Below are 18,005 nucleotides of genomic sequence, written 5' to 3'. Positions count from 1 at the left end.
ACGAGGGGCCCCGTTGTTGCTGGAAGGTCGACGATGACTCGCTACATCCGCCGAACGCTCGTGGTCCTCGCCTCAGCCCTCGCCCTGCTCGCGCCCAGCACCGCCGCGCACGCCGCGGCCAGCAAGGCCGAGGTGCTCAGCGGCTGGACACAGACCTCCGTGTCGAGCTACAACGCCTGGAACGCGGCCCGGCTGAACCGGCCGCCGTGGGCCTCCTACAACTTCGACTGGACCACCGACTACTGCTCGAGCAGCCCCGACAACCCGCTCGGCTTCAACTTCGAGCTGTCCTGCTGGCACCACGACTTCGGGTACCGCAACTACAAGGCCATCGGCGCGTTCCCGGCCAACAAGCCGCGGGTCGACTCGATGTTCTACGCCGACATGCAGCGGGCCTGCGACACGTACAACGCGCTCCTGCAGCCGCCGTGCAACGCGCTGGCCTGGATCTACTACCAGGCCGTTCGCGCGTTCGGGTCGCTCGCGGCGGTCAAGCAGTCGGACATCGACAGGGCCCGCGAGCTGATGCCGCGGTCATAAGAAGGTGCGGGGTCGCCACGGCGGCCCCGCACTACCGCATGGTGGGGGCGAAACGGGCCGAGCCGTACTCCAGGTCCGGGTGTTCGACCGCGAGAGCGGCCGCAACGATCCGGTCGAAGCCCTGGCCGGCGCCGTCGACGTAGGCCGCGTCGAACGCCGCGTCACCGATCGCGGCGCGTACCTGGGCCTGCTGCTCCACCCAGAACCCACCGGCCACCGCCGCCCGCCGCACCCCGCGCACACCCTCCGAACCGCCGAACAGCCTCGCCGACGTGGTGTGGTCGCCGCCCATCGCGCAGCGCACCGCCAGCGCGGCGACGGCGTCCGCGGCGCCACCCCGGAACCCGTGCCGCAACCGCGACCGCAGCGCCACGACCAGATGATCGTGGGCGGCCACCAGGTCACCGCGACGCAAGGCGATCAAACCCAGGAGCCAGTCGACGGTACGCCGTCCGCGATCCGCCGGACGCCCGGCTTCCACCTGGCGCGCCCCGCCCAGCAGCTCGGCAGCCTCGTCCAAGGCGCCCCGGTGCCACAGCAACTCGGCCAGCGCAACGACGGACGGCAGCGCGGCGCTCGGCACCCCGGTCCGTTCGGCGCGCGCGATGACGTCCCGGCAGACCTGCTCCGCGTCGGCCGGTCGCAACCCGATCCGGCGGCCGGCCAGCGACCGCACCAGCAGGGCCGGGTGGTCGACGCGGCGGGCGATCTCCTCCGCCCGGGACAGGAAGAGCTGCCGTTCGTCCCGGTCGTTGGCCAGGCCGGCGTGCACCAGGTAGGCGGAGGCCAGCTCGGCCGGGGCGATGTGCTCGCCGGACAGCCGGGCGTACAGGCGGAACAGCAGGTCTCGCCCCTCCCAGGCGCCGCCGTGCTCACGCCACCACGGGTCCAGGGCGCCGGCCAGCCGCAGGCCCGCCCGAACACTGCCCTGGCCGGCGGACCAGCGCAACGCCGCCTGCCACTCGTCCACGTAGGGCGCGAGATCGGTCAGCGACACGGTGCGCGGCTGACCGTCGGTGTCCACGGCGACACTGTCCAGGGTATGCAGAGCCCACGCGGTGTGCCGGTTCCGGGCAGCCCGCTCGTCACCGGCGGCGGCCAGCTTGCCTGCCGCGTACCCCCGGATGGTCTTGGAAAGCCGGAAGCGCGAGCCCGGCAGAACCTCGATCAGGGACTTGTCGGCCAGCTCCGTCAGGCCTGCGAGCGCGTCGTCACCGAACCACTCGACCGCCGACAGATCCACCGCGCCGGCGAAGACGGCCAGCCGCCGCAGCAGCCCCGACGCCCGATCCCCCAGCGACCGGTACGACCAGTCCAGGCTGGCAGTCAGGCTTCGATGCCGATCGTCCGGCTCGGTCACCTCGGCCTCCCGGGTCGCGTCCAGCGCCCGGGCCGGATCGTCCAGGCGGGCGGCCAGCTCGGCCGCGCACAGCAGGCGCAGGCGGGCGGCGGCCAGCTCGATGGCCAGCGGGGATCCGTCCAGTCCCGACGCCACCCGGGCCAGGTCCCCCGATTCGTCCCGGGCGATCGGCCGTCCGCCACGCGCATCCGTGGTCCGCGAGCTCAGCAGGGTGAACGCGTCGGCCGGCGCCATCGGCGGAACCCGCCACACCACCTCGCCGTGAATGCCCAGCGGCTCCCGCCCCGTGGCCAGCACGCTCACATCCGGGCACCCGGTCAGCAGGCGCCGCACCGTAGCGGCCACATGCGTCGGCGCCGCCTCGACCGTCTCGACCAGCAGCAACATCCGCCGCGCCGCGCAGTGCTCCAGCACCGTCTCCAGCAGCGGCCGCCCCGGCTCCGTGCGCAGACCCACGGCGCCGGCGATCGCGCCAGGCAGCCCGGTCGCGCCACGCACGCTCGCCGCGTCCACGATCCACACCCCATCCGGGTACGCGACCAGCAACTCATCCGCTGCCGCCAGAGCGAGCCGGGACTTGCCGATCCCACCCGGCCCCGCCACGGTGACCAGCCGGTGCCGGGCGACCAACGCGGTCACCTCGTCCCGCTCAGCCCGGCGCCCCACGAACGGCGTCAACGAGGCCGGCAGGTTGTTCGTCGGCGCTCCCGGCGTGCGGGGCCGCGGGAAGTCCCGCTCCAGCCCACTCGCGACCAGCTGGAACAGCCGCTCGGCGTCATCGAAGCCACGCAGCTTGTGCGGCCCCAGATCCAGCAGGTCGACCCCGGTCATCGCCACGCGACCCGCCCTGCCCAGGCGCGCTCCGCTCTGCCCCGGTCCGGCCTGCTGCTCGCCGTCCAGCCCCTCGCCGTCCAGCCCCTCGCCGCTCAGCCCCTCGCCGCTCAGCCCCTCGCCGCTCAGCCCCTCGCCGCTCAGCCCCTCGCCGCTCAGCCCCTCGCCGTCCAGCTCCTCGCCGCTCGGGCTGGTGCCGGTCAGGCCGGCCGGCCAGGTGGTCGCGGCCAGGGCCGTCGCTTCGGAGCAGAGGACCTGGCTGCCGTGCGCGGCCGCCGCCACCCGGGCGGCGCGGTGCACCTCGGCACTCACGTACTCCCCGTTGGCCGGCATCGCCCAGCCGGTGTGCAGACCCATCCGCACCCGCGGGCGCGCGTCCGGGGTGGGCCAGTCATGTGCGGCGAGTGCACGCTGTGCAGCGACGCACGCCGCTATGGCGGCCGACGCATCTCCGAAGGCGACAAAGAAGGAGTCACCCTCAGTGAACAACTCGTGGCCGCCGAAGTTACTCAGCGCAGCACGCAGCACACTCCTGTGTGCGCCGAGCACGGCTGAATACGACTCACCGAGCATCCTGGCCAGACGAGTCGAGCCCTCGATGTCGGTGAACATAAAGGTCACCAGCCCACTCGGCAGCGCGGTCCGACCCGACACGGTAAGAACCTCCGCCCCCTAGGGAAGTCATGCTCCATGCTGCCGCACAGTCATGGGTTAGCACATCGTAGAAACGGTCGGTAACCATCTTCCCGGCACAGCCGACCCTGGACGAGCGACGCGCGCAGGTCATCGACGATTACGCACAGCACTACGCGTGACGTAACGAGGCGGTTCACGTCGGGTTGCGCGGCGAGTGGATCGATCTCACCGACCGTTCGGACGGCCCCGCAGGAGTGGTACGGATTTGCCAACAGCTTTGTCCACAGTGCGACCACAATGCGATCACGGCCGAAATAACGACAAATGACTCAGCTCGTCAACGCTCCGTTAGCGACAGACCGCGGCCCGTCGCCAAATGCCGACCACGAAGCCGCACCCGAGGGGTGTCCCAAGGATGCCGACCGCTGGATGCCGACCGCTGGCCGCCGCGCCCGACGCGAGCCCGACGCGCCTCGTCCGCGACAAATCGCGAGCCCGACACACCCTCCGTCCGCCCCCGACAAATCGCGGTTCGAGGAGGCCGGCGACATCGAGTCGCGGCTCGTCAACGACCTGTCCGCCTCGCCGACAACCCGCCGCGACCCACCTGTGACGGACATCGGCTCGCCCGCAGCAACTAGCCGTTGCGGCGCGCCTACGGCAAGTTGCGGCGGATGAGGCGTGACAGGTCATGGCAGGCGCAGCCAGTCGCGGCAGGTCGCAGCCGATCGTGACGTTGGCGAGCACAGCCGATCGCGGCAAGTCGCAGCCGATCGCCCCTGGCGGGCACAGCCGATCGCGTCTGGTCGCGGCATGGCAGGTCGCAGCCGATCGCGTCATGGCAGCGCAGCCGGTCGCAGTCGGTTGCGGCCTGGCGGGCCGCAGTCGATCGCGGCGCGGCGCGGTCGTCAGCAGCCGCAGGCGCCGCCGCAACAGCCGCCGCCGGACGGGGCGGCGGGCGCCGAGGCGCCGCCACCGCGGCCTGTCACGGCGACAGTGGACAGAAGTTTCACGGTGTCGGCATGGCCCTGTGGGCAGGACGCGGGGGCGGTGGCCTCGACCATCGGGCGGCTGACCTCGAAGGTGTCACCGCAGGCCCGGCAGCGGTAGTCGTAACGCGGCATGAGGGTCAGGGTAGGCCCCGCATACGACAAAATGCGGCCCCATGCGGCTCGCGGTCGCCGGGTAGTGTCGACCGCGTGGCGGAGCGGCACAAAAACCCATCGGACGGGCCCGGGAACGACGGCTCGGCGGCCCCCGGCGCGCGCCCGCCGGCACCTCATCTGGGCGGGCCGCTCGGCAGCTCCGGCGCGGCCCCGGGATCACCCGATTCCAGCGCGGCCCCCGGATCACCCGATTCCGGCACGGCCCCAGGATCGCCCGATTCAGCGTCCCCCTCCGGCGAGGTTCTGCCCGAATCCACCGCACCCGAGGGGGCCGGACGGGCAACCGCGTCCGAGGCCACGCCTGCGGCGAGCAAGGATGCCGACGCGGAGAGTAAGGCCGGTCTGTCCAAGGACGAGGATCCGGCTCCGGACGCGGTGTCCAGTGACGCAGCCGGCGGCGAGACCGGCGCGAGCAAGGCGCCCGAGGGCAAGACCGACAAAGAGCCCGAGGACAACAAACCCGCGGACAAGAAGTCCGAGGGTGAAGCCAAGGACAAGGCCGCCGAGGGCGGGACTGCTAAGGACGGCGGGGCCGGCAAGGACGGCGAGGGTGACGGCGGTAAGAAGGACGGGGTCGATGTTGATCTCGACAAGCCTGTGGTCGTCACCACGGGCGCCGCTTCCGGGAAACGGGTCACCCGGGTGCTGCGGCGGGCCAACCCGATCAAGGCGGCCCGGTCGGCGACGCGGACCACGTCGGCCTGGGCGCGGAAGCCTTCGGGGCGGCTGCTGATCCCGGCCGTGGCGGCCGCTCTGCTGATCGGGGCGGCCGGCGCCGCTGGTGCTTACCTCGTACCCAAAGCCTTGGAGAGCGGCGTCGCGCCCAGCCGCAGCCCGGGTTTCCCGCTGGACCAGGCAGCCGCCGACCCGGTCGCGCCCACCGGCGGGGCCGTGCTGCCGCCGGTCGACCCCAGCGGCGGCGCCTTCAACAATCCGCTGGCGCCTCCGGTCGGCGCGACCCGGCCGGCGGACGCGCTGCAGGGCTGGGCGCAGGGCGTCGGCACCCGGGTCGGCATCCCGGTCGTGGCCGTGCAGGCCTACGGGTACGCCGAGCTGGTCGCCGCGCGTACCGCCCCGAACTGTCATCTGAGCTGGACCACCCTCGCGGCGATCGCTGAGGTCGAGTCGTCGCACGGCAGCGCGAACGGCGCCGTGCTGAACGCGGACGGGTCTGTGCAGCCGCCGATCTACGGGCTGCCGCTGGACGGCAAGGGCGGCCGGCAGCTGATCGCGGACACCGACAAGGGCGGCCTCGACGGCGACAGCACGTTCGACAGGGCGGTCGGTCCGCTGCAGTTCGTCCCGGCCACCTGGCAGGAGATGCAGGTGGACGCGGACAACAGCGGCGCCTCCGACCCCAACGACATCGACGACGCGTCGCTCGCGGCGGCCCTCTACCTGTGTAAGGGCGGGCGGGACCTGTCCAAGGCGGACGCCTGGTGGGACGCGATCCTCACGTACAACGCGGTGCGCCCCTACGCACAGAAGGTCTTCGACGCGGCGAATGAGTATGGTCAGCGCAGTCGCGTTTGACAACTGAGCGTGAGCAGATAGGCACGAATGCCTCCCCGGCACTTCCCGTACGTGCCCGCACCCGGCAAGCTGTACGAGTGAGGGTGCGTGAATGGGATCCGCGAGCGGCAGCGGATGGTGAGATCCAATCGCTCGTGGAGACGGTGAACGCGGTCCTGGCCGAGGACCTGCCGGATGATCCCCCGTGGCGTGAGGCGCAGGTCAGGGAGTACCTGGCCGAGACGATGCCGGGCGAGCGCCGGATCAGCTGGGTGGCCGAGGACGACCGTCTCGCCGAGGGCGAGAGCCGCATCTTCGCGCACGTCAACCTGCTGCTCCTGGGCAACATCGGCGTCCTCGAGGTGCTGGTGCATCCGCGTCTGCGCCGCCGGGGGCTGGGCCGCGAGCTGGTGGCGGTCGCCGTGCGCCGGGCGTACCTGGAGGGCTTCTCCTCGATCGGGGTGGAGGCCATCGGCAACACTCCCGCGATCGCGTTCTACGAGTCGATGGGCTTCGAGAAGGAGTACGTCGAGACGCGCAGTGTCCTGCACCTGTCCAAGGTGGACTGGGACACGCTCGGCAAGATGGCGAACGGGATCAGCGAGGGCTACCGGGTCGAGTACCACCCGGGCGGCCCGCCCGACGACGTGATCGAGGCGTACGCCCAGGCGAAGCTCGAGGCCGACGACAACGATCCGGAGACGCAGCCGCGCAGCTCCGACCCGCAGCGGCTCAAGGACAGCCTGGTCACCCTGCATCGGCGCGGCCTGAAGCCGTACATCGTGCTGGCTGTCCACGAGGCCTCCGGCGCGGTGGCCGGCCTGACCGAGGTGGTGGTTCCGGCCCAGCACCCCGAGCGCGCCGACCAGTACGACACGATCGTCGCCCGCGACCACCGCGGCTACGGCATCGACCGCGCCATCAAGGCCAGGATGCTCTTCGAGCTCCGCGCCGCCGAGCCCGGCCTGCTCGAGGTGCAGACCTGGAACGCCCAGCACAACGAGTCGATGCTCAAGGTCAACGCGGAGCTGGGTTTCCAGTCCGACCGCGACTGGTTCGAGTACAGCACCGACGTCGCCGATCTGGTCCAGAAGCTCGCCCCCGCCGAGTAGGACCGATGCGTAGCTGGTGGGCCGGCGGCGTCGTCCTGGGTCTCGTGGCCGTCGGCGGCGGGGTGTATCTCCTGGCGCGCGTGGGCCTGGAGGATGCCGACCGGTGGGCCGGCGTGCTGGGTCTCTTCCTCAACGCCGCCGGCCTGGCCATCGCCGTCGTCAGCCTGGTCAAGGGCCGGCGTGCCTCGGGCAACGTCAGCAACCGCGTCTCCAGGGGCGAGTTCGACGAGTCGGTGACCATGGCCCGCGACGTCAACCCGGCCGATCCGCAGTCCGGCGACGTGCGCAACGCGATCGGGAACGGCCGCTTCCACGGCCCGGTGATCATGGGCCGCGACGTCCATGAGAAGGACCAGTGACGACGTCCAACCAGATCACCGACGGCGTCTTCTTCAGCTCCGTCGTGATGGGCCGGGACGTGCGGGTGGTTCTGCCCGCCGAGGTACGCCCGGCGCTTACCGGGTTGCCACCGCCGACCACGGTCTTCACCGGCCGGGACGAGCAGGTGGAGCTGCTGTTGAGCGCTCTGCGGCCCGGTCGCGAGGCGGGGGCGCTGCTGGTCTCGGCGGTAGCCGGGATGGGCGGCGTCGGCAAGACGGAGCTGGTGCTGCACGTCGCCGATCGGGCGCTGCGCTGGTTCTCGGGTGGCGTGCTGTTCGTGGACATGTTCGGCTACGACCCCGAGCGCCGGCTGTCCGCCGGCGATGCCCTTCTCGGCTGGTTGCAGGCGGTCGGCGTGCCGGGGGAGCACATCCCGGCGTCCGAGCAGGACCGGTCACGGTTGTGGCGCAGCGTGCTGGACGCCTATGTCCGCGACGACCGCCGCCTGTTGCTGATCATCGACAACGTGGCCGACGAGGGTCAGGTCCGGCCACTGCTGCCCACGGACGCCAGGGTGCCGGTCCTGATCACGTCGCGGCACACCCTGGACCTCGACGCCCGCCTGCACGATCTGGACACGTTGGACGTCGCCGCGGCCGTCGCGCTGATCCGCGAGGTGATCGCCGGTCGCCGCGGCCCGGCGGACCCTCGGTTGTCGGAGCCGGCGGACAGTCTCGCCGAGGTGTGCGCGGGTCTCCCTTTGGCTCTTCGGATCGTGGCCGCGCTGCTGGCGGATCGCCCTCGCCTGACACCGGACGAGTTGGCCGGGCAGCTCCGGGCGGATGACGTACGCCTGGACGCGCTGGCACGTCAGCAGAGTGCCGTCCGGGCGACGTTCGACCTGTCCTACCGTCAGCTGGCCGAGGATCAGGCACGCCTCTTCCGGCTGCTGCCGCTCAATCCCGGCCCGGACATCGCCACCGCGGCCGCGTCCGTGCTGGCCGGCGTCGGCGAGGACGTGCTGGCCGACCTGCACCGGGCGCACCTGATCGAGGAGCCGGTAGCCGGTCGGTGGCGCATGCACGACCTGGTCCGCCTCTACGCCGCCACCCTTCCGTCGCCGGACGGACCCGAGGCTCGCGAACGCCTTTACCGGTTTTACGTGAGCCGCACCCAGGCGGCGACCAGATATCTGTGGCGGGAGGGCGAATCGCCCGAGACCGAGGAGTTCCCGGAGCGGGATGCCGCCCTCGCGTGGCTCGACGCGGAGCACAGGAACCTGGTCAGCGTGTGCGTCACGGCGCACCACCAGCGGCTGCCGGAGATCAGCTGGGAGCTCGCGCTGGCACTGGGACGTTTCCTGGACGTACGACGGCACAACGCCGACGCGATCGCCACCGCCATGATCGCGCGCGACCTCGGCGAACGGCGGGACGACCTTCACGAGAAGGGCGTCGCCTGGAACCTGCTCGGCCTCGCTCTGATGCGAGTTCGCCGGCTCGACGAGTCGATCGCGATGCTGAGCCGGGCTCGCGCGGCCTTCCGCGAGACCGGCGACGTCATCAGGGAGGCCAACTCCCTCAGCAACCTGGGCGGCGGTCTGCGCGCGGTGGGCCGGACCGAAGAAGCGGTCGTCGCGCTGACCGAGGCCGACGAGAAGTTCCGGTCGGCGACCGGGGGGCACCCCACCGGCGGCCACGCCTCCAACAACCTGGGTGGGGCGCTCCGCGAACTCGGCCGCATCGACGAGTCGATCACCGCGCACGAACGCGCCCGCGACGTCTTCCGCCAACTCGGCGACGAACACGGCGAGGCGCAGGCGTGGAACGCTCTCGGTATCACGTTTCGCGAGGCGGGACGGGTCGACGAGGCACTGGCCGCGCACCTCCGCGCCCGGGACGTCTTCCGCGCGTTCGCCGACCGGCACCGCGAGGCCGTGGCGCTGTGCGACGTGGGCACCGCGCTGGTGCGGGCGGGCCGGGCGGGAGAGGCGCACGACTACTGGGCCGCGGCGGCCGAGGCGTTCGCGGAGACCGGCGAGCAGGATCTGGCCGAGGTCACCCGCGGCTGGATCGACGAGCTGCGCCAGGGTCAGTAGCGGTCGCGGAGGAACTGGGCGGCCTCGGTGGCCCAGTAGGTGAGGATGATCTGGGCGCCCGCCCGTTTGATGGAGGTCAGGGACTCCAGGATCACCCGTTCGCGATCGATCCAGCCGTTGGCGGCGGCGGCCTCGACCATCGCGTACTCGCCGCTCACCTGGTAGGCCGCGACGGGAACGTCGACCCGGTCGCGGATGCGGGTGATGATGTCCAGGTAGGGCATCGCGGGCTTGACCATCACGATGTCGGCGCCCTCGGCGATGTCCAGGTCGACCTCGCGCAGGGCCTCGCGGGCGTTGCCGGGGTCCTGCTGGTACTGGCGGCGGTCGCCCTGCAGGCTGCTCTCCACGGCCTCGCGGAACGGGCCGTAGAAGGCGCCGGCGTACTTCGCCGCGTACGCGAGAATGGCGGTGTCCTTGAAGCCCGCCGCGTCGAGCGCCTTGCGGGCGGCGCCGACCTGGCCGTCCATCATGCCGGAGGCGCCGAGCATGTGGGCGCCGGCCGTGGCCTGCGCGACGCCCATCTCGGCGTACAGCGCCAGGGTCGCGTCGTTGTCGACAGAGCCGTCGTCGGCCAGCACGCCGCAGTGGCCGTGCGAGGTGAACTCGTCCAGGCACAGATCGCTCATCACGACCGTGCTGTCGCCCACCTCGGCGATCACGTCGCGGATCGCCACGTTGAGGATGCCGTCGGGGTCCAGGCCGCCGCTGCCGGTCTCGTCCTTGTTCCCGTCGGCGGGCACGCCGTAGATCATCAGGCCGCCCACCCCGGCGCTGACCGCGTCGTGGGCCGCCTTGCGCAGGCTCTCCCGCGAGTGCTGCACCGAGCCGGGCATCGACGAGATCGCCTTCGGCTCGGTGAGGCCCTCCTTGACGAACAGCGGCAGCACCAGCTCGGCCGGCGCCACCCGCGTCTCCTCGACGAGGCGACGGATCGCGGCGCTGCGGCGCAGGCGACGCGGGCGGATGTCCGGGTAGGACATGGCGGAACCCCTAACGGGACTAGCGGAAGCGGAGAGCCGTCGGCCCCTGCACCTTCGATCCACGCCGCTGCTTGGCGGGCATGGCGGCGAGCTTCTCGCGAAGCTCGATCGCGTACTCGGCCAGCGCCTCGACCAGGTCGGGCACCGACGCGTGCTGCGGCTGCACGTCGACCCGGAGGCCGAACTCGGTGGCGGTCTCGGCCGTCTTCGGGCCGATCACCGCGACGACCGTGCGGGCGTGCGGCTTGCCGGCGATGCCGACCAGGTTGCGGACCGTCGACGAGCTGGTGAAGAGCACCGCGTCGAAGCCACCGGACTTGATGGCGTCACGGATATCGGCGGGCGGCGGCGCGGCGCGGACCGTGCGGTACGCGGTCACGTCGTCCACCTCCCAGCCACGCTCGATGAGGCCGGCGGCCAGCGTCTCGGTGGCGATGTCGGCGCGCGGCAGAAGCACCCGGCCGACCGGGTCGAGGATCTCGTCGTGCGGCGAGAACTCGGCCAGCAGACCCTCGCTGGACTGGTCGCCGCCCGGCACGAGCTCGGGCTGGATGCCGAACGCGCGGACCGCCTCGGCCGTCGCCTCGCCGATGCAGGCGATCTTCACGCCACCGAAGTGGCGGGCGTCCAAGCCGTGCTCGGCGAACTTCTCCCACACCGCGCGGACCGCGTTCACCGAGGTGAAGACGACCCAGGCGTACCGGCCGTCGACCAGGCCCTTGACCGCGCGCTCCATCTGGGCGGGGGTGCGCGGCGGCTCGACCGCGATGGTCGGCACCTCGCACGGGATGGCGCCGTACGCCCGCAGCCGCGCGCTCATCGCGCCCGCCTGCTCCTTGGTGCGCGGCACCAGCACCTTCCAGCCGTACAGCGGGCGGTTCTCCCACCAGCTCAGCTTGTCGCGCTGCGCGACCTCGCTGCCGACGGTGAGCACCACCCGGCCGGTGAAACCGAGCGCCGCGGCCACGAAGCTGTCCACGGTGGACGTCGTGGTGTACTGCGTCTCGCCGGTGCCGTCGCCGGTCACGGCGACCGCGGTGCCGGGCTCGATGCCCGCGGCGAGCAGGCCGTCGCGGACCGCGGCCAGGTCACCGGCGTCGACGGCGACCGCGAAGGAACCCTTGCGGGTGGCGTTGGCCAGGCCCTCGAAGTCGAGCGCGGCCACGTCGTCGACGTCGGCCGCGATGCGTACGCCCGGCAGCGGCACACCGGCGTAGGTGGCGACACCCTCGGCCTGGCCGATGCCCGGGACGACCTCGAAGTGCACGGCCGTACGCGCGACCGCCTGCACCTCGCGCACCACCGAGTCGTGTCCGAACGGGTCGCCGGACACGAGGTGCACCGCGGACAGCCCGGAGCGGGCCGCGGAGATCAACACCTTGGCCACGTCACCGGACGCGCCCTCGGCCGGGCTGAACTGCGCGTCCGCCTTGGCCTGGGCCTTGATCGCGGCGAGCAGCGAATCGGGGACGCCACTGTCATAGACCACCTGGTCGGCCTCGACCAGTGCGTCGTGCGCCCGGCGCGTCAACAGCTCCGGGTCGCCGGGTCCGGCGCCGACGAACGCGATGCGTCCGGCGGGCTTACGGGCGGTGCGGGTGGTCATGCTGTGCCTTCCTTGAGCATGCGCTCCTGGCCCTCGCGCACGAGGCCGTCGTTTGGTGCGACTGGGTGCCGCTCGGTGCAGTCGCTCATGCTGTGCTCCCCATCAGGGTGTCGGCGCCATTGTCGAGAAGATCGGCGGCGAGCGCCTTGCCGATCTCCGCAGCGTCGGCGGGCGTTCCAGTGCGCGACAACCGGACGTCTCGGCCCCCGTCCGGGCTGATCACGGCACCGCGCAGGTAGATCTCGTCGCCGTCCTCGCCCTCGGCGAGTTCGGCGTATGCGGCGACCGGGGCGGAACACCCGGCCTCCAGCGTGGCGAGCATCGCCCGCTCCGCCACGACGGCGGCGCGGGACGGTGCGTGATCGAGTGCGGCCAGCAGCTCGATCAGGTCCGCGTCGCCGGTCCGGCACTCCACCGCCAGCGCGCCCTGGGCCGGGGCGGGCAGCATGAGCATCGGGTCCAGCGTCTCGGTGACCTCGGCCGTGCGGCCGAGGCGCTGCACTCCGGCCCGGGCCAGGACGACCGCGTCGAGGTCGGCCGAGGGGCCGAGCACCCGAGCGATCCGGCTGTCGACGTTGCCCCGGATCGGAGTGATCCGCAACTGTAGGCCCAAAGCGTGCAGTTGCGCGATTCGGCGCACCGCGCCCGTCCCGATCTCCGAGCCCGCGGGCAGCTCGGTGAGGGTCAGCCCGTCCCGGGCGATCAGCACGTCACGGGGGTCGGCACGCTCCGGAACTGCGGCGATGTGCAGGCTCGGGTGCCCGGCGGTGGGCAGGTCCTTGTACGAGTGCACGGCGAAGTCGATCTCGTCGGCGATCAGCGCGTCCCGCAGTGCGGACACGAAGACCCCGACGCCCAGCTCGGCGACCGGCGCCGCCGACTTGTCCCCCGCGGTGGCGATGCGCACCAACTCGACCGGGTGACCGGTGCTCGCGGTGACCGCGTCCGCGACCATCCGGGACTGTGCCAGGGCCAGCGCGGAGCCGCGGGTGCCCAGACGCAGTGGCGTCCTCATGCGTTACCCCCGATCTCCGGTACGGCGTCTGCCTGTGTGGCCATGGGAACGTCCAGGTCGAACAGCTCGCGCAGCAGGGCGGCGTACTGATCGCCGCCCGGTTCGGCGGCCAGTTGCCGGACCCGGACGGTCGGCGAATGCAACAGCTGCTGGACGACCCGGTGCAGCGTACGGGAAACGTCGGCGCGTTGCTCCTCGGTGAATTCCGGCCGTCGCGAGGTCAGCTTGCGCAGCTCGGCGGTGACCACGTCGTCGGCCCGGGTGCGCAGTGCGGCGACCGTCGGGGCGATCTCGGTGCCGCGCAGCCAGGCCAGGAAGTGCTCGACCTCGGCGACGACGATCTGCTCCACGGCGGCGGTCTCGGCGGCCGCGGGCAGGGCACGCCGGCCGGCGGCCAGTCCCTCGATGTCGATCACGGTGACGCCGTCGATACCGGTCACGTCGGGGGCGACGTCACGCGGCACGGCCAGGTCGAGCACGACCAGCGGCGCGGCGGCGGCGAGCATGGCCCGGTCGAGCACCGGCGACGATGACGCGGTGGCACTGATGACGATCTCGGCCTCGGCGAGCGCGGCGTCCAGCTCGGCGTACGGGATCGCGGTCGCGCCGTAGGCCTCGGCGAGGCGTGCGGCCCGCTCGGCGCCGCGGTTGGTGATCCGCAGCGGCCCGACGCCGGCCCTGGTCAGTGTGGCGACCGAGAGCGCGCCCATCGCGCCGGCGCCGATCACCAGGGCGGGCCGGCCGGTCAGGTCGCCGATCTGCTGGGCGGCCACGTCGAGAGCGGCGGTGACCACACTCTGCCCGGCCTTGTCGATGCCGGTCTCGGCGTGCGCCCGCTTGCCGACCCGGAGGGTCTGCTGCATCAGCTCGTGCAGGAGCCGGCCGGCGGTGTCCGCCTCGGTGGCCACGTGGTACGAGTCGCGGAGCTGCCCGAGGATCTGCGCCTCGCCGACGACCATCGAGTCGAGACCGGCCGCGACCCGGAACGCGTGCCGGACGGCCGCCTCGTCGTAGTGCACGTAGAGGTGGGCGGCGAGCTCGCTGGCACCGATGCCGGAGTGCTCGGCGAGCACGGTGCAGATGTCGCCCAGGCCGCCGTGGAATCCGCTGACCGCCGCGTACACCTCGACCCGGTTGCAGGTGGAAACGACCACGGCCTCGCCGACATAGGGCTGCTTGACCAGGTGAGCGAGCACCTCGGTCAGCTGCGCCGGGGTGAACGTGAGCCGTTCCAGGGTGGCGACGTCGGCGGTGCGGTAGGAGGTGCCGACACAGAGCAGGTTCACGAGCCCACCGCCTCGGTGCCGACCGCGCCGTTCACCCGGCCGCCGGGCAGCGCGGTCAGCGACGCCTTGCGGTGCTCGTGGAAGGAGAGGATCTGCAGCTCGATGGCGAGGTCGACCTTGCGGACGTCGACCCCGGAGGGCACCGACAGCACGCACGGCGCGAAGTTCAGGATGCTGGTCACCCCCGCGGAGACCAGATCGTCGGCGACTGCCTGCGCGGCGGAGGCCGGGGTGGCGATCACGCCGATCGCGATCGACTCCTCGGCGGCGACCTGAGGAAGTTCGTCGATGTGCCGGACGAGCAGTCCGTTTATCACCTCGCCGACACGACCCGGGGCGGCGTCGAAGAGCGCGACGATGCGGAAGCCGCGGCCGGCGAAGCCGTCGTAGCCGGCCAGCGCGTGGCCGAGGTTGCCGACGCCGACCAGGCAGACGGCCCGGCGCTGATCGAGGCCGAGGATGTACTCGATCTGGGCGGTCAGCAGCGCCACGTCGTAGCCGACGCCTCGGGTGCCGTACGAACCCAGGTGAGAGAGGTCCTTGCGAAGTTTCGCCGAGTTGACCCCGGCGGCGGCGGCCAGACCCTCGCTGGAGATGGTCTCGGCGCCGTCCTCGAGGTTGTGCAGCGCACGCAGGTATTCCGGCAGCCGGGCGATCGTCGCCTCGGGAAGATCCGGAAAGGCGGGGACCGCGCCGGGGGCGCCGTGCGTGGTTCCGTGTCGCTGCTCGCTCATCTGACTCCGTGACGACGAGATGGCCGGCCTGCAGAGAGCCCACCGTGGACGGCAAGGTCCGGCTGTGATACCGGGGCTCATCAGTGCCACAGAGTAGGCGCTTGTGAAGGCGTGCACAAATCGCGATCTTGATAGGAGGTCTGGACGAAGATCCACTCGCCGTGCTAATGGCGAGCTCATCCGAGTATTACCGGTCCAACCGCCTTCAGACCAATCGCGTCACGTTGCCGACGACCGGTATCAGAGCGTCCGCGCGATCTCGACCGCCTCGACCAGCGTGTCCGCGACCGGGCACCCGGCGGTGCGCAGGCGGGTGGCATCGGTGAATCCGCCGGTATAGAGGACGACCGCGGCCCCGTTCGACGAAGCCGCGGCCGCGTCGTCCAGGGAGTCGCCGATCAGCACGGTCTGCGCCCCGGTGACATCCATCTCACGCAGGTGAGCGGCCAGGTGCCCGGCCTTCAGGTCGCCGCCGACCTCGGTGCGCAGCCCGTCCACCCGGGTGAAGTGACCGGCCAGGCCGTACGTCTCGAGAGTCGGGACGAGCTCGGCGTGGAACCACATGGACAGCAGCGACTGACTGCCCGGCCAGCTGGTCAGCGCCTCCTTGGCGTCGGCCGCCAGCGCCATCGTGGTCAGCCCGAGCCGGTACGCGTCGTGGAAGATCCGGTCCAGCTTGCCGAACTCGTCCTCGTCGACCGCCCGCTCGAGGATCTCGGCGTAGAACTCGGCGACCGGACGGCGGAACCGGCGGCGATGCTCATCCGGAGTGACATCGCGAGCCCCGACCGCCGCGAACGCGTGGTTGGTCGCCGTGACCACCAGCGCGAAATCGTCGAGCAGAGTGCCGTTCCAATCCCAGACCAGATGCGTACGCGCCACGCGCACAACCTACAGCCGAGGCGCTCCGGGCGGCTTCGCAATATCGCGACGCAGCCGTTCTTCCTCGACCCGCCAGTACCCGTGCTCCTTGCCGTCCAGCAGCACCACCGGCACCCGGTCGCCGTAGTCCCGCTCCAGGTCCAGCGACGAATCGACGTCCACCCGGTCCCAGGCGCCGGGCACGATCCGGTCCAGTGCCTGCTCGGCCACCTCGCACAGGTGGCACCCGTCCCGGCTGATCAGCGTCACGCGGTTGGTCACCTGAGCTCCCGCTTCCGAACCTTGCCCAGCGCCGAGTGGGGCAGGGACGAGACGATCTCGATCGCGGCCGGGAGCTTGAAGCGCGCGAGCTGCGCCGCGCAGAAGACCTGCAGTTCGGCCACGGTGGGTGCCGGGTCGAGAGCCGGCACCACGTACGCGTGCGGCGCCTGCCCGGTCTCCGCGTGCTCCACCGCGACCACCGCCGCCTCGGCCACGCCCGGATGGGCGTCCAGCACCCGTTCGATCTCCGCCGGGTAGACGTTGAAGCCGTTCACCAGGATCAGCTCGCCGATCCGGTCGACCAGGTGCAGGTCGCCGTCCTCGTCCGCGTACGCGATGTCGCCGGTCCCCCACCACCCGTCGGTGTCCGGCCCGTCCCGCCCGTCCGGCCAGTAACCGCCGAACAGGTTGGCGCCGCGCACCACGATCTCGGCGGGGTCGGAGCCGGCCGAGTCCTCGACCGAGAGGTCCAGTTCGGCCAGGTCCTCGGCCGGGGTGGCGGTGCCGTCCGCCCAGAGCACCTCACCGTTCGCGGTCCGCAGCCGCAGTTCCACGCCGGGCAGCGGGCGCCCGATCGACCCGGCCTTGCCACGGTCGCTCACCGCGGTGGTGGTCAGCACCGGGGCGGTCTCGGTCAGCCCGTACCCGATGATCACGGTCTTGCCGGTGGCGGCGGTGAACCTGGCCGCGACGTCCGGGTCGAGCGGCGCGGCGCCACAGACCGCGGTGCGCACGGCGGTGAGGGACGATCCGGCAGATTCGGTACGCGACCACGCGGCGTACATACTCGGCACTCCGACCGTCACGGTCACGCCGCGCTCGGCGATCACGCGGAGCGACTCGGCCGGGTCGAACCTGTCCAGCAGAACGCCGGTGGCCGCGTGATGGGCGACGCTGCCCAGACCGGTGTTCAGCCCGTACGCGTGAAAGAACGGCACCGTCAGCAGCACCACATCGGCCGGGCCCACGACGGCCGGCTCGATCCGGTCCAGCTGCTCGTGGTTGGCGGCGAGTGCGGCGTGGCTGAGCATCGCGCCCTTGGGCCGCCCGCTGGTACCGGACGTGTAGAGCAGGACGGCCAGCTGGTCGCCGGCCACCTCCGGTGGGTCGCTCTCCGGGCCCTCCCCGAAGTCGGGCGACACGCACGACACGCCGTCAAGCGGCCTGTCCGTGACCACCAGCGACACGCCCGCGTCGGACAGTGCGTAGTTCAGCTCGTCAGATGTGTATCCGGGGTTGAGCGGCACGGCGACGAGCCCGGCACGCAACACGGCGAAGTAGGTGACCGCGAAGTCGACGGACGTGCCGAGCACGATGCCCGCCCGGGCGCCCGGCGCATCGACCATCGCCGCCAGCCGGCGGGCTGCCCGGTCCACCCGTGTGTCCACATCAGCCCAGGTCAGCGAGGTTGTCCCGGCGATCAGCGCGATCCCGTCGGGGCGGCGCCGGGCGGCCTCGCGGACGACGTCGCGTGCTCTGTTCTCCACGACCAGCGAGTGTGGCACATCACCCCCGGTCGGAGGACGACGGACAACTTGTCCGTCTCCGTACGGAGTGGGTCCTACATCGTGGCAGAAGTTCCTGTTGTCTTGTCTGCGCCACTTCATGGTGATTTCGCGCAGCGCACACGGTGTGCGACTCCGTGTGTCCGGAGTCCGTGAC

At 71.8% G+C, this 18,005-nt stretch carries 15 protein-coding genes; 5 read left to right on the top strand and 10 right to left on the bottom strand.

Going from position 1 to position 18,005, the window contains the following annotated elements; translation table 11 throughout:
- Nucleotides 1-33 precede the first annotated feature (33 nt).
- Nucleotides 34-540, top strand: coding sequence for a phospholipase (locus QSK31_RS13485; RefSeq protein ID WP_285683985.1), 507 nt, complete (start codon nt 34-36; stop codon nt 538-540).
- Between the two features lie 31 nt (nt 541-571).
- Here QSK31_RS13485 and QSK31_RS13480 read toward each other — a convergent pair whose 3' ends face one another.
- A complete protein-coding gene (locus QSK31_RS13480; RefSeq protein ID WP_502872947.1) occupies nt 572-3,385 on the bottom strand; it encodes an adenylate/guanylate cyclase domain-containing protein in 2,814 nt (937 codons plus the stop codon).
- Nucleotides 3,386-4,275: 890 nt separating this feature from the next.
- Nucleotides 4,276-4,491 (bottom strand): FmdB family zinc ribbon protein, encoded by a 216-nt coding sequence (locus tag QSK31_RS13475; protein WP_285683983.1) that lies wholly within the window; start codon nt 4,489-4,491, stop codon nt 4,276-4,278.
- 417 nt (nt 4,492-4,908) lie between these two features.
- On the opposite strand from QSK31_RS13475, the gene QSK31_RS13470 reads away from it, so the two are divergent.
- The 4 genes from QSK31_RS13470 to QSK31_RS13455 all read left to right on the top strand — a co-directional run bounded on the left by QSK31_RS13470 (nt 4,909) and on the right by QSK31_RS13455 (nt 9,576).
- A complete protein-coding gene (locus tag QSK31_RS13470; protein WP_285683980.1) occupies nt 4,909-6,066 on the top strand; it encodes a lysozyme family protein in 1,158 nt (385 codons plus the stop codon).
- A 134-nt stretch (nt 6,067-6,200) separates the two neighbouring features.
- Entirely contained in the window at nt 6,201-7,157 is a 957-nt protein-coding gene (locus tag QSK31_RS13465; RefSeq protein ID WP_502872946.1) for a GNAT family N-acetyltransferase, read from the top strand.
- Nucleotides 7,158-7,162: 5 nt separating this feature from the next.
- Nucleotides 7,163-7,516, top strand: a complete 354-nt coding sequence (locus tag QSK31_RS13460) for a hypothetical protein (protein WP_285683978.1) — start codon at nt 7,163-7,165, stop codon at nt 7,514-7,516.
- A complete protein-coding gene (locus QSK31_RS13455) occupies nt 7,513-9,576 on the top strand; it encodes a tetratricopeptide repeat protein (protein ID WP_285683976.1) in 2,064 nt (687 codons plus the stop codon). Before QSK31_RS13460 ends, QSK31_RS13455 begins: the two co-directional genes overlap by 4 nt.
- On the opposite strand, the gene hemB is transcribed toward QSK31_RS13455, so the two are convergent.
- From hemB to QSK31_RS13415, 8 genes are all read right to left on the bottom strand, one after another.
- On the bottom strand, nt 9,570-10,559 hold the full coding sequence (gene hemB / locus QSK31_RS13450) for a porphobilinogen synthase (RefSeq protein ID WP_285683974.1): 990 nt from the start codon (nt 10,557-10,559) through the stop codon (nt 9,570-9,572). The two genes, QSK31_RS13455 and hemB, sit on opposite strands and share 7 nt — an antisense overlap.
- Before the next feature lie 19 nt (nt 10,560-10,578).
- Complete coding sequence (locus QSK31_RS13445) at nt 10,579-12,165, bottom strand: bifunctional uroporphyrinogen-III C-methyltransferase/uroporphyrinogen-III synthase (protein ID WP_285683972.1); 1,587 nt, start codon at nt 12,163-12,165, stop codon at nt 10,579-10,581.
- A gap of 85 nt (nt 12,166-12,250) precedes the next feature.
- Nucleotides 12,251-13,180: a hydroxymethylbilane synthase gene (gene hemC / locus QSK31_RS13440; RefSeq protein WP_285683971.1), complete on the bottom strand. Its 930-nt coding sequence runs from the start codon at nt 13,178-13,180 to the stop codon at nt 12,251-12,253.
- The gene (locus QSK31_RS13435) at nt 13,177-14,466 is read right to left on the bottom strand and encodes a glutamyl-tRNA reductase (protein ID WP_285683969.1); all 1,290 of its coding nucleotides are present in this window, start codon (nt 14,464-14,466) and stop codon (nt 13,177-13,179) included. Before QSK31_RS13435 ends, hemC begins: the two co-directional genes overlap by 4 nt.
- Nucleotides 14,463-15,200, bottom strand: a complete 738-nt coding sequence (locus QSK31_RS13430; protein WP_285683967.1) for a redox-sensing transcriptional repressor Rex — start codon at nt 15,198-15,200, stop codon at nt 14,463-14,465. Before QSK31_RS13430 ends, QSK31_RS13435 begins: the two co-directional genes overlap by 4 nt.
- A 240-nt stretch (nt 15,201-15,440) precedes the next feature.
- Nucleotides 15,441-16,088 carry an HAD family hydrolase gene (locus QSK31_RS13425; RefSeq protein WP_285683966.1) on the bottom strand — a complete coding sequence of 216 codons (648 nt, stop codon included), beginning with the start codon at nt 16,086-16,088 and terminating at the stop codon, nt 15,441-15,443.
- A 3-nt stretch (nt 16,089-16,091) separates the two neighbouring features.
- On the bottom strand, nt 16,092-16,343 hold the full coding sequence (locus tag QSK31_RS13420) for a glutaredoxin family protein (RefSeq protein ID WP_285683964.1): 252 nt from the start codon (nt 16,341-16,343) through the stop codon (nt 16,092-16,094).
- Nucleotides 16,340-17,830: an AMP-binding protein gene (locus tag QSK31_RS13415; protein ID WP_285683962.1), complete on the bottom strand. Its 1,491-nt coding sequence runs from the start codon at nt 17,828-17,830 to the stop codon at nt 16,340-16,342. The genes QSK31_RS13420 and QSK31_RS13415 overlap by 4 nt, the downstream gene beginning before the upstream one ends.
- Nucleotides 17,831-18,005 lie beyond the last annotated feature (175 nt).

The sequence above is a fragment of the Actinoplanes sp. NBRC 103695 genome (genome assembly GCF_030269485.1).
GTDB lineage: Bacteria > Actinomycetota > Actinomycetes > Mycobacteriales > Micromonosporaceae > Actinoplanes.
The sequence above is the reverse complement of the archived record's forward strand: the minus strand, read 5'-3'. Positions and strand labels throughout refer to the sequence as shown.

Excerpts from the sequence above, each read along its gene's own strand:
- hemB (WP_285683974.1), bottom strand. The coding sequence starts at position 10,559 with ATGTCCTACCCGGACATCCGCCCGCGTCGCCTGCGCCGCAGCGCCGCG.
- QSK31_RS13445 (WP_285683972.1), bottom strand. The coding sequence starts at position 12,165 with ATGACCACCCGCACCGCCCGTAAGCCCGCCGGACGCATCGCGTTCGTC.
- QSK31_RS13430 (WP_285683967.1), bottom strand. The coding sequence starts at position 15,200 with ATGAGCGAGCAGCGACACGGAACCACGCACGGCGCCCCCGGCGCGGTC.
- QSK31_RS13460 (WP_285683978.1), top strand. The coding sequence starts at position 7,163 with ATGCGTAGCTGGTGGGCCGGCGGCGTCGTCCTGGGTCTCGTGGCCGTC.
- QSK31_RS13475 (WP_285683983.1), bottom strand. The coding sequence starts at position 4,491 with ATGCCGCGTTACGACTACCGCTGCCGGGCCTGCGGTGACACCTTCGAG.
- hemC (WP_285683971.1), bottom strand. The coding sequence starts at position 13,180 with ATGAGGACGCCACTGCGTCTGGGCACCCGCGGCTCCGCGCTGGCCCTG.
- QSK31_RS13485 (WP_285683985.1), top strand. The coding sequence starts at position 34 with ATGACTCGCTACATCCGCCGAACGCTCGTGGTCCTCGCCTCAGCCCTC.